General features: G+C 67.2%; 9 protein-coding genes. 7 read left to right on the forward strand and 2 right to left on the reverse strand.

Translation table 11 applies throughout. From position 1 onward, the window contains the following. Positions 1-39: 39 nt before the first annotated feature. A complete protein-coding gene (locus Verru16B_RS17645) occupies positions 40-1,746 on the reverse strand; it encodes a phospholipase D family protein (RefSeq protein ID WP_069963514.1) in 1,707 nt (568 codons plus the stop codon). Between the two features lie 146 nt (positions 1,747-1,892). Here Verru16B_RS17645 and Verru16B_RS17650 point away from each other — a divergent pair, with 146 nt between their 5' ends. After that, positions 1,893-2,726 (forward strand): purine-nucleoside phosphorylase, encoded by an 834-nt coding sequence (locus Verru16B_RS17650; protein WP_069963515.1) that lies wholly within the window; start codon positions 1,893-1,895, stop codon positions 2,724-2,726. A gap of 1 nt (position 2,727) precedes the next feature. Then, the gene (locus Verru16B_RS17655; RefSeq protein ID WP_069963516.1) at positions 2,728-3,480 is read left to right on the forward strand and encodes a YncE family protein; all 753 of its coding nucleotides are present in this window, start codon (positions 2,728-2,730) and stop codon (positions 3,478-3,480) included. Here Verru16B_RS17655 and Verru16B_RS17660 read toward each other — a convergent pair whose 3' ends face one another. After that, entirely contained in the window at positions 3,481-3,774 is a 294-nt protein-coding gene (locus Verru16B_RS17660) for a 4a-hydroxytetrahydrobiopterin dehydratase (RefSeq protein WP_069963517.1), read from the reverse strand. Positions 3,775-3,944: 170 nt separating this feature from the next. Here Verru16B_RS17660 and uppS point away from each other — a divergent pair, with 170 nt between their 5' ends. The 5 genes from uppS to ispG all read left to right on the forward strand — a co-directional run bounded on the left by uppS (position 3,945) and on the right by ispG (position 10,604). Continuing rightward, positions 3,945-4,703, forward strand: a complete 759-nt coding sequence (gene uppS / locus Verru16B_RS17665) for a polyprenyl diphosphate synthase (RefSeq protein WP_069963518.1) — start codon at positions 3,945-3,947, stop codon at positions 4,701-4,703. Between the two features lie 71 nt (positions 4,704-4,774). After that, positions 4,775-5,617, forward strand: coding sequence for a phosphatidate cytidylyltransferase (locus Verru16B_RS17670; RefSeq protein ID WP_069963519.1), 843 nt, complete (start codon positions 4,775-4,777; stop codon positions 5,615-5,617). Between the two features lie 179 nt (positions 5,618-5,796). Continuing rightward, a complete protein-coding gene (gene dxr / locus Verru16B_RS17675) occupies positions 5,797-6,978 on the forward strand; it encodes a 1-deoxy-D-xylulose-5-phosphate reductoisomerase (RefSeq protein ID WP_069963520.1) in 1,182 nt (393 codons plus the stop codon). A gap of 22 nt (positions 6,979-7,000) precedes the next feature. Then, positions 7,001-8,428 (forward strand): RIP metalloprotease RseP, encoded by a 1,428-nt coding sequence (gene rseP, locus Verru16B_RS17680; protein ID WP_069963521.1) that lies wholly within the window; start codon positions 7,001-7,003, stop codon positions 8,426-8,428. Positions 8,429-8,567: 139 nt separating this feature from the next. Further along, positions 8,568-10,604: a (E)-4-hydroxy-3-methylbut-2-enyl-diphosphate synthase gene (ispG, locus tag Verru16B_RS17685; RefSeq protein ID WP_069963522.1), complete on the forward strand. Its 2,037-nt coding sequence runs from the start codon at positions 8,568-8,570 to the stop codon at positions 10,602-10,604. Positions 10,605-11,160 lie beyond the last annotated feature (556 nt).

Here is an 11,160-nt window from a genome sequence, read left to right on the forward strand (position 1 = left end):
GGCGGGGTTCGGCGACCCCGCCCTACATCCGAATCCCCCTCACAACACCGGCGTGAGCGGCGTGCCGACCGCCTTGTAAAGCCGCGTGAGGATTTCCTTCGTCGACAGGGCCCCCTCGGCCCCGGGAAACGAGCCCACATCCCGGTGGTGCTCGTAGAAATCGGGATGGCCCGGCGCCACCTCGGGCGCCCCGCGCTTGAGCTCGAAACTCGAGGTGTTCTGCACCGGCCAGAGGTCGACCGGGCTCAGCGACATCACGCCGTCAATCAGCCCGTTCACCGCGTCGAGCCGCAAGGGCAGCCGGCGGCGGGCAATGACCCAGCTGTTCTCCGGCTGCAGGTCGCGGTCGATTTCGTCGCGGAGCGCGCGCGCGAGGGCCTCGTCCTCCACCAGCAGCCCGGCCTCACAGTTCAGGTTCTCCGAGCGCGGGTCCAGGTTGTAGGAACCGACAAAGGCAAAGCGGTCGTCCACCACCAGCGACTTGGCGTGCAACGAGAGGAACGGCCGGTCGCCATCGGCGGCGTTCAGCTGCGTCGCCCGGGCGGCCATCCGCTCGTACTGCGGAAACAACCGCGAGCGGGCCGCCGGCTGCGGCATGAATTCGTGCACTTGCAACCCCAGCTTCTCGATGTAGTCGCCGCGCAGCCGGTAGTTGGCTGAGTAGGCCGGCAGGTTGTCGGTCGAGGCAAAGCTGTTGGTCGAGACCCGGATCACCAGCCCGGGATTCCGGGTTTGCATCCCCGCGATGAGCCGTTGCGCCGGGCCGCTGAGCACGAGGTAAGGCGTCTGGATCGTGACGCGCGTGCGCGCCTGCTCCAGCGTGCCGCGCAGTTCGCGGGTGATGCGCGCGGTCGTCGAGAAGAAGCCCTGGCCCTTGCCCGGCTCGTCCGCGATGAACTTGGCCCGCGCCACCGGCTTCAGCGCCGTCCCAAAGCGCGCCCGGATGAGCCCCGCGTCCCCGGCCTCCCGCTCCAGCGCCCCAAACAGGCCGCCGAAATCCCAGTCCTCGCGCCGCGGGTAGCGCCGGAAATTCCCCCGGGCCATGACGGCGGCCACGTCCGTCAGCTCGGCACTGGGCACCGCGTGCCGGTAGTCCCAGAATTCCTGAAACGACTCCGCCGCCGCCCGCGCGGCCGGCCCGACCACCAGCACGTCGCGGTCACGGTAGTTCAGACCGGTGGCATGGTTGAAGTAGCTGTTCTCGATGTTGCGCCCGCCGGTGACGAGCACGGCATCGTCAAAGAGCATGATCTTGTTATGCATCCGCTGGTTCACCGCATGGAATGACTTCAGGCCCGCCAGCATGAGCTGCAGCCGCGACGGCTTGATTCGCGCGAAGGCCGGCCGGTAATGCTTGATCGCAAAGTTCGGATGCACCGTCGCCAGGAATGCCACGGTGTCCGGATCCTGGTCGGAGAACAGGTGGTCGGCGATGATACGGACCTGCACGCCGCGCTTCGCCGCCTCGATCAGCTCGTACATCAGCAACCGGCCGCACTCGTCGTCGCTCCAGATGAAGGTCTGCACGGCGATGGATGTCTGCGCGTGCCGGATGAGGTGCACCCGGAGCAAAAGGGCATCGTAACCGCCCTCGAGCAGGGTCACGTGGTTGCCGCGGGTGCGGTCGCCCTTGTCCGCCGCGGCCAGGACCTCGGTCGCGATCAGGCCCAACGGCGAGTCCCCCAGCGGCGCCGCGCGCAGCGCAAGCACGGACGACATCAGCAGCAGGACGATAGCCAGGCGCATGCCCGTGATTGGCGTGTTTCCCGGCGGCAGGCCAGATTTTCCTGCGCAACCATGGCGAGGTCACCGTGGGTCCCGGCGGAAAGTGGAGCGCGGAGGACCTCGCCCGCGGGCTTGTGTGTCCTCTGCATTCATCCACACTCCCCGCCATGAACGAGTCCGCCACCCACGCCGAAAATGTCCGCCTCGCCGCCGCGAAGATCACCGCCGCGCTCGGCGACCTGCGCCCGCGGATCGCCCTCATCCTCGGCTCCGGCCTCGGCGGCCTCGCGCGCCGGGTGGAGAACCCCGTCACCCTCGCTTACCGCGACCTGCCCGGCTTCCCCGTGCTCACCGTCGCCGGCCACGCCGGTCAGCTCATCGTCGGCACGCTCGGCGGCGTCCCCGTCATTGTGCTGAACGGCCGCAAGCATTTCTACGAGACCGCCGACGCCTACCCGCTGAAGACGATGATCCGCGCCGTGCAGGCCGCGGGCGTTGACACCCTCTTCCTCTCCAACGCCGCCGGCAGCCTCCGGCCGTCCATCGGCGTCAGCGAGCTGATGCTCATCACCGACCACATCAACTTCATGGGGCTCAACCCGCTCGTCGGCCCGAACGACGAGGCCTTCGGTCCGCGGTTCTTCTCCGTCACCGATGCTTGGGACCCGGGCCTCCGCGCTAAGATCAAGACTGTCGCGCAGGAGACCAACATCACGCTGCATGAGGGCGTCTACGTCGCTTTCCGTGGCCCGTCGTTCGAAACGCCGGCCGAGATCCGGATGGTGCAGGCCTGGGGCGGCGACGCCGTCGGCATGTCGAGCGTGCCCGACTGCCTGATCGCCCGCCACTGTGGCCTGAAGGTCGCCGGCATCTCCTGCATCACCAACATGGGCGCCGGCCTGTCAGCGGAAAACCTCACCCACGCCCACACCTTGGAAAACGCCGGCAAGGGCGCCGCCGCCTTTGAGCGGCTCGTGCTGGCCGCCGTGAAGGTCCTTTGACGTGCACCGGGCGCTGCCGATCCGTTTCCCCGCCCTGGCGATCGCGCTTCTGGCCGCCGCGGGCTGTGCCACCCCGGGACCCAATCATCTCTACACGATTTCCTCCGCCCATTCCGGGGTGATCCGGGACACCGGCCCCGCGGAGACGGTCGAGGTCCCGAGCTTCATCACCGCGGACGAGGTGCTCACGGGCCTCGCCTACGACCCGTACACCGACCACCTCTTCCTGCGCCTGGCCCCTGGCAATCGCATCCGCGTGATTGATCGCCCCGATCGGAGCATCAAACGGGAATTCACGATCCCCGAACTGGCGTCCATGGGCGGCGGTGATCTGGCCGTGCGGCCCCGCGACGGACATCTTTTCTTTACCTGCCCGGTGGAGAATTTCGTGATCGAGACGGACCGTTTCGGGAAATTCATCCGGCGGCTCGAATTGGAGGGTTCGAACGGATGGACCCTCGCGATCGCCTACGACCCCGTGCGGAACCGGCTGCTGCTGGCGACGAGTGGCGCCTATGCGGCCTTGAGGATTCATGATCTGGACGGCAAACTGCTGCGCACGGCGGACTTTCCGTTCCGGCGAACCACCTCCCTCGCTTACGATGCGGACAAAAGGGAACTGCACGCGGCGGTACTCGGTGAACCGGGTGTGGTGGTGCTCGACGAGCAAGGTCAGCTGCTGCGAAAGGCCCCCGCCGGTGACCCCTTCGATTTCATCGACCTGGGACAGCGCTCCTTCGTCCGGGTGTTCTGATCAATCGACCCAGGAGACCCGCTCGATCTCCCTCGCCAGCGCCACGTCCTTCGCCGTGACCTTGCCGCCGGCATCGTGGGTGCTCAGCCGGATCGAGACCCGGTTGTAGACATTGCACCAATCCGGGTGGTGATCCAACCCCTCGGCCTCGAAGGCCACGCGGATCATGAACGACATCGCCTCGCGGAACGTGCCAAATTTGAATTCCTTGGCCAGAGCGTCGCGCTCCAGCTGCCAGCCCGGCAACGCAGCCAGGGCGGTCGTGATCTCTGCCGGGGTGATCGGTTGGGCCATGGGCAAAAAGTGCCCTGCTCCCCAACCGAAGCAAGCCGGGCTGCATGGGGTGTTCCTTGTAGGAGCCTGCCGGCCGGCGACCTCAGGCAGCGCCACACTAAGGGCCCTCCCCCCACCCCTACCTGCGGGCTTGTCAAAAGCGCCGGCCGCTCGCTCAATAACCCTTTCGCATGTCGTCCCCCGTACCCGGCAAAATCCCGCAACACGTCGCCATCATCATGGATGGCAACGGCCGGTGGGCGAAATCACGCGGCCTGCCCCGCCTCGAGGGCCACCGCCGCGGGGTCGAGACGGTCCGGACCGTGGTGGACGCCGCCCGGGCGATCGGCATCCGTTACATCACCCTGTACGCCTTCTCTGTTGAGAACTGGAAACGCCCGCCCGAGGAGGTCTCCGGCCTCATGGGCCTGCTCGACTACTTCCTTAAGCGCGAGCTCGACAACCTGATCAAGAACCGCGTCCGCCTCCTCACCATCGGCCGCACCACCGACCTGCCGGCCAACGTCCAGCGGGAGCTCAACCGCGTCATCGCGGCCACCCAGGACTTCACCGAGTGGACCCTCGTGCTGGCCCTCAACTACGGCGCGCGCACCGAGGTCGCCGACGCCGCCCGCGACTACGCGGCCGCCGTCTCGGCCGGCCGGGAAAACCTCGCCGACGCCTCTTGGGAGAACTTCAGCCGCTACCTCTACACCGGCGCCGCCGCCATCCCCGAGCCCGACCTCCTCATCCGCACCTCGGGCGAGCAGCGCGTCAGCAATTTCCTGCTCCTGCAGTGTGCCTACTCGGAGATGGTCTTCACCCCCGTCGCCTGGCCCGACTTCGGCCACGCCGACCTGCAGGCCGCCGTCGATGAATACGGCCGCCGCGAGCGCCGCTACGGCGCGACGACCGAACAGCTGGCCGCCGCCCAGAAAAGTCACCTGTGATCAGGATCACGTAATCCCGAGAGCCCAGACCCTGGACCCGAAATCCCCGCCCTCGTCCCCCACCCCCTCCCATGCTCTCCCGCCTCCTCAGCACCTTCGTCCTCTGGACCGTCATCCTGGGCAGCCTCTGGTTGTTCGGACCCCACGGCGCGGTCGGCCTCGTCGTCGTGCTCTCGGGCCTGACCCTGCATGAATTCTACGGTATGGCCGCCAAGCTTGGCGGCCGGCCCTTTCGCTGGATGGGCCAGCTCTTCAGCCTGCTGATCACGGGCGTCCCCTACGTCCTGGCCTATTTCTACGACGAAGCCTCGATCATCGCGAGTCTGCCCGTCGGCTTCCTCGTCCTGGCCCTCATCGTCTGCTGCGTCCGCGTGCTCGGCGAGCGCGACCCCACCAGCCGCATCGAGGCCATCACCTCCACCGTGATCGGCCTGCTCTACGTTCCCTTCATGCTCCACTTCCTCGTGGCGATCCTGATGCGTGACGGCTACGAGGGCGACAACCTCATCCTCTGTCTTTGGACCGTCGCCGTGTCCAAGTTCTGCGACGTCGGCGCCCTGCTGAGCGGCCTGGCCTTCGGCAAACACAAGATGGCCCCGCACATCAGCCCGAAGAAAACCTGGGAAGGCGCGGTCGGCGGTGTGCTGATCTCCGCCGGCATCGGCGCCACCATCGCCTGGTTCGGCTCCGAGCATCTTTCCCCGACGCTCACGCCCCTGGTGGCCGCGCTCCTCGCCGTGCCGATCGCCGTCCTGACCATCGTCTCCGACCTCATCGAATCCGCCCTGAAACGGCGCGCCGACACCAAGGACACCGGCGCCCTCATCCCCGGCATTGGCGGCGCCTTCGACCTGACCGACAGCCTGATCCTCACCGCCCCGCTGGCGTATTTCATGTTCTTGTTCCTCGAGTGAGGAACGGAGTAGTTAGTATTTGGTAATTAGTACTTAGGGCCTTTTTGCGTATTCCCTGCTGAGTTTCGCCGCTCGCAGCCCTGTTCCTAAATACTAAATACCAATTACTACCTACCCCCTACCCGCCCCCTTTCAGACTGGAACCCCTGTCGCCCCTCACGCCATAACCTCCCCTTCACATGGCGACTCCCGGTCCTAAAAAACGCATCGTCCTCCTCGGCGCCACCGGCTCCATCGGCGAGAGCACGCTGCGCGTGATCGCTGCGCACCGCGACCGGCTGGAACTCGTCGGCATCGCCGCCCAGCGCAACCACGGCCGCCTGGTCGAGATCGCCCGGCAGTTTGGCGTGCGCCACGTGGGGCTGCACGATCCGGCCGCCCTGGCTGCCGCCCGGTCCGACGCCGCCTTCCCCGCCGGCACCCAATTCCACGGCGGGCTCGAGGGCCTCAGTGCCCTCGCCACCCTGCCCGAGGCCGACACCATCCTCATCGCCGTTGTCGGCACCGCCGGGCTCCAGCCCGCGCTGGCGGCCATCGCCGCCCGCAAGACCATCGCCCTCGCCTCCAAGGAAATCCTCGTCATGGCCGGCAAGTTCGTGATGGCCGCCGCCCAGGCCTCGGGCGCGCGCCTGCTTCCGGTCGACAGCGAGCACAACGCCGTCTTCCAGTGCCTCGAGGGCCGGCGACCCGACGAGGTCCGCCGCATCGTCCTGACCGCCTCGGGCGGCGCCTTCCGTGACTGGCCGCAGGAAAAACTCGCCACCGCCACGGTCGCCGACGCCCTCAAGCACCCCAACTGGGCCATGGGCCCGAAGATCACCGTCGATTCCGCCACCCTCGCCAACAAGGGCCTCGAGCTCATCGAGGCCCAGTGGCTCTTCGGCCTCCAGCCGGCGCAGTGCCAGGCCGTGCTCCACACCCAGAGCATCGTGCACTGCCTGGCCGAGTTCACCGACGGCTCCATGCTCGCCCAGCTCTGCCCGCCGTCGATGACCTTCCCCATCCAGCACGCCCTGCTCTGGCCCGACCGCGCCCCCGCCAGCACCGAGTCCGCCCTGCCGCTGGAAAAGATCTTCTCCCTCGATTTCCGGCCCGTGGATGAGACCCGCTACCCCTGCCTCCGCCTCGCCCGGGAGGCCATGCACGCCGGCGGCACCGCCCCGGCCATCTTCAACGCCGCCAACGAGGTCGCCGTCGCCGCCTTCCTCGCCGGCCGGGTCCCCTTCCTTGCGATTCCCCGGATCGTGGAACACACTCTGTCCCGCTTGCCCGCCGTTGAACCCAATTCCCTCGCCGCGGTCCTGAACGTGGACCAGGAAGCCCGTGTCACCGCCACGGCCCACCTTTCCGGCGTCCTCTGACTCCCGTCCTCTGTCCTCCGTCATGCCTGATTTCTTTAATTCCCTTTTCAGCAGCGTCTGGGCGATCTTCCTGATCATCCTCTTCTTCGGCGGCTCGATCTTTGTCCACGAGCTCGGCCACTTCCTCGCGGCGCGCCGCCGCGGGGTGAAGGTCAGCCGGTTCTCCATCGGCTTCGGCCCCGCCATCTGGAAACGCACCGCGAAGGACGGCGTCGAATACCGCCTCGCGTGGATCCCCCTCGGCGGCTACGTCGCCCTGCCCCAGCTCGCCGACATGGCCGCGGTCGAGGGCGAGTCCGACATCGACGTCGCGACCCTCCCACCCATCAGCTACGGCACCCGCATGATCGTCTTCGGCGCGGGCGCGTTCTTCAACGTCCTCTTCGCCTTCGCCCTGGCCACCATTCTTTGGGTCATTGGCCAGCCCACCAGCGAGGACATGGCCACGACCCGTATCGGTTACATCACGGCGACCATGACCATGCCCGATGGCTCGACCGTGACGAGCCCCGCCGCCGAGGCCGGTCTCCGCGTCGGCGACGCCATCCGCGCCATCGACGGCACGCAGGTGGCCGACTGGCCCGAATTGCTCCAGACCCTCGTCACCAGCGCCGGGGTCACGGATGACGGCCGGCGCCGGGCGGTCTTCACCATCGAGCGCGACGGCCAGCTGCTGGACCTGCCCGTCTACCCGCGGCTCTCCGGCGAGGACAACATCCGCCGCGTCGGCATCCTTGCCGCCTACACCCCCATCGTCGCCGAGGTGCCGGAAAAATCCTACGCCGCGACCCTCGGCCTGCAGGTGGGCGACCGCCTGCTGGAACTCAACGGCACGCCCTTGCTCAACCTGGTGCCCCTCATGGATGCCATGCAGGCCAAGGAGCCCAAGGCCGTCGTGCTGAAAATCTCCCGCGCCGGCACCGAGTCCACTATCACCGTGCCCGCTGATCGCGCCAAGGACACCCCGCCGCTTTTCGGCGCGGCCTATCGCACGACCTTCGGCCTCAAGCACACCAATCCCATCACCCAGATCACCAACCAGGTCGCCATGACCTGGCGCACGCTCTGGAGCCTCCTGCACCCGCAGTCCGACATCGGCATCTCGAAGCTCAGCGGCCCGATCGGCATCGGCAAGATCTACTGGGACGCCTCCGAGGCCGGCATCCGCTATGTCCTCTGGATCGCCATCCTCGTGAACGTGAACCTCGCGATCTTCAACCTCCTGCCCATCCCCGTGCTCGACGGCGGCCACATGCTCTTCGCCACCATCGGCAAACTGCGCGGCCGGGCCCTGCCGACCAACTTCATCGCGGCCACCCAGAGCGCCTTCATGATCCTGCTGCTCTCCATGATCATTTATGTCAGCGTCTTCGACGTCCGCCGCATCGCCCGCGACGTGAAGGCGGACCACGCCGCCGAGAAGGCCGCAGAAGAGAAGCCGGCCAAATAGGCCGCATTCCTGGAGGCGGGGTGCCCTCACCCCGCGGGGACCAGTATCCGCTGCGAGCGCGGGGTGAGGGCACCCCGCCTCCACGTTTTCCAGCTCTTGCCACTTGTCCCTTGATCCTTGTTACTTTTCTTCCTCCGCCATGAGTTACTGCTCCTCCCGCTTCCAGACCATCCGCCGCGCCACCGTTGAGGTGAAGGTCGGCACCGTGGGCGTGGGTGGGACCAATCCCGTCCGGGTGCAGTCCATGACCACCAGTGACACCCAGGATGTGGCCGCCACGGTGCAGCAGTCCATCGCCCTCGCCGAGGTCGGCTGCGAAATCGTCCGCATCACCGCGCCCAACGTCGCCGCGGCCAAGTGCCTGAAGGACATCCGTGCGCAGTTCACCGCCGCCGGCTTCGGCTCCATCCCGCTGGTGGCCGACATCCATTTCCTCCCCTCCGCCGCCATGGAGGCGGTGGAGCACGTCGAGAAGATCCGCGTCAACCCCGGCAACTACGCCGACAAGAAGAAATTCGCCGTCAAGGAGTACACGGACGCCGACTACGATGAGGAGCTCGCGCGCATCCACGAGACCTTCTCCCCGCTCGTGCTCCGCGCCAAGGCCCTCGGCCGCGCCATGCGCATCGGCACCAACCACGGCTCGCTCTCCGACCGTATCATGAACCGCTACGGCGACACGCCGCTCGGCATGGTCGAGAGCGCCCTCGAGTTTCTCCGCATCGCCCGCTCGCACTCCTACCACGACCTCATCCTCTCGATGAAGTCCAGCAACCCGAAGGTCATGATCCAGGCCTACCGCCTGCTCGTGCAACGGATGGCCCAGGAGGACATGCATTACCCGCTCCACCTCGGCGTGACCGAGGCCGGCGACGGCGAGGACGGCCGCATCAAGAGCGCCATCGGCATCGGCAGCCTCCTGCTCGACGGCCTCGGCGACACCATCCGCGTGTCCCTCACCGAGGACTCGGTCTACGAGATCCCCGTCGCCCAGGCCATCGCGGCCAAGGCCATGAGCCTGTGGGCAGCCTCCAACGGTCAACCCGCAACCCCCGTCACGGACGCGGTCGACCCCTACCACTTCACCCGGCGCGAGACCTCGACCCTGAAACTGTCCGACCGCTGCCTCGTCGGCCCCGAGCACCCGCCCCGCGTCATCGTGCGCGTCGCCGCGGTCGACCAACTCGCCGCGGCCGCCCAAGCCCTGGCCGCCCCGAAACTAAAGGACACCCCCGCCGAGGGCCTGCTGGTGCCCATCCACTCTCCCGGCGACTTGGGCACGCTCTGCGAGGTCCTCACGCAGACCGCCCTGCCGGTGGATTTCCTCGCGCTGGAAATCGCCCCCACCCTCGCCCCCGAGGTGCTGCAGCCCTTGCTGGCCATGGCCCAGGGCCGGCTGATGCTCGTGCGCCGCTTCGGCCCGGCCGAGACCGCCACCTTCACGACCTTCGCCGACCTGGTCCAACGCCACGGCCAGTTCCTCGCCGCGGAGATCGCGCCGGCCGACCTCGCCGCCTTCGCCCCCGGCCTCCGGCAGGCCGACGGGGCAGGCCTCCTCTTCACCCTCTCCACCCGCTCCGGCCCGGGCCATGCCATCGGCGACTACCGCCGGCTGGCCGAGGCGCTCCGGGCCGCCGGCTGCCGCGCTCCGCTCTGGATCCGCAACACCGCCGGCACCGCCGTGCAGGGCGATCCCAGCTTCCTCGCCAAGCTCCTCGAGGGCAGCTTCCTCACCGGCAGCCTGCTGTGCGACGGACTCGGGGATCTCGTCAGCATCGAGACCGAGGCGGACGTCACCCGCTCGACCAAGCTGGCCTACAATGTCCTGCAGGGCGCCGGCGCCCGCATCTCCAAGACCGAATTCGTCGCCTGCCCCAGCTGCGGTCGCACCCTCTTCGACCTCCAGTCCACCACCCAGCGCATCCGCGCCCAGACCGGCCACCTCAAGGGGGTGAAACTCGCCATCATGGGCTGCATCGTGAACGGCCCAGGCGAGATGGCCGACGCCGATTTCGGCTACGTCGGCGGCGCCCCGGGCAAGATCAACCTCTACGTCGGCAAGAACTGCGTCCAATACAACATCCCCCAGGCCGAGGCCGACGCCCGCCTGATCGCCCTCATCCGCGAGCACGGCAAGTGGACGGACCCTGAGCCGCACCAGTTGGAAAATGCGTGAGCCTGTAGGGTCGGCCTTGGCCCGACCTCACGTGCGAGGTCAGCATCAGGAAGGCTCCACGGCGGACTCTGCTCGGAGGCAATTCCGTCCCCGTTCCGCCTCCACCCCCGCCCGCATCACCGCGCACGCTACTAGGGACACCAAAATCTGCACACCTGGAGCCCCCATGCCATCTGTGAAATATTTGTCGGGATGAAGGTGGATTTCCCGGCCGAAACCACCTGGCGGTCCGTCGTTCCACGCCTCCTTGGCGCCATGGCGATCGCGCCCGGTCGCCTTTTCAGAGGAGAAAACCAACCCCGGGCCCGACCCGTTTTGCGCAACAACAAAGTGACAAAAGTTATCCCAACATCGGCTGTGAACAACATGTCGGAAAGTTGAACTTGAAACGCATTTTTTGATTCACGTTATTCGCAAAGTCTCTTTTAACCGTTCTCCCGTTCGACTGTTCATTGCCAGCTCCGCAGCGCACATGGTGCCCCGGATCACCCAAGGTTCTCCCCCAGACGCAGGCCCTGCGCCCTGATCCAGCACTTTTGACCGCTGGCAGCCATGG

The sequence above is a fragment of the Lacunisphaera limnophila genome, assembly GCF_001746835.1.
Classification (GTDB): Bacteria; Verrucomicrobiota; Verrucomicrobiia; order Opitutales; family Opitutaceae; genus Lacunisphaera; species Lacunisphaera limnophila.

Bases quoted from the DNA above. Each gene is read 5' to 3' on its own strand.
- Verru16B_RS17645 (WP_069963514.1), bottom strand. From the start codon at position 1,746: ATGCGCCTGGCTATCGTCCTGCTGCTGATGTCGTCCGTGCTTGCGCTG.
- Verru16B_RS17650 (WP_069963515.1), top strand. From the start codon at position 1,893: ATGAACGAGTCCGCCACCCACGCCGAAAATGTCCGCCTCGCCGCCGCG.
- Verru16B_RS17660 (WP_069963517.1), bottom strand. From the start codon at position 3,774: ATGGCCCAACCGATCACCCCGGCAGAGATCACGACCGCCCTGGCTGCG.
- uppS (WP_069963518.1), top strand. From the start codon at position 3,945: ATGTCGTCCCCCGTACCCGGCAAAATCCCGCAACACGTCGCCATCATC.
- Verru16B_RS17670 (WP_069963519.1), top strand. From the start codon at position 4,775: ATGCTCTCCCGCCTCCTCAGCACCTTCGTCCTCTGGACCGTCATCCTG.
- dxr (WP_069963520.1), top strand. From the start codon at position 5,797: ATGGCGACTCCCGGTCCTAAAAAACGCATCGTCCTCCTCGGCGCCACC.
- rseP (WP_069963521.1), top strand. From the start codon at position 7,001: ATGCCTGATTTCTTTAATTCCCTTTTCAGCAGCGTCTGGGCGATCTTC.
- ispG (WP_069963522.1), top strand. From the start codon at position 8,568: ATGAGTTACTGCTCCTCCCGCTTCCAGACCATCCGCCGCGCCACCGTT.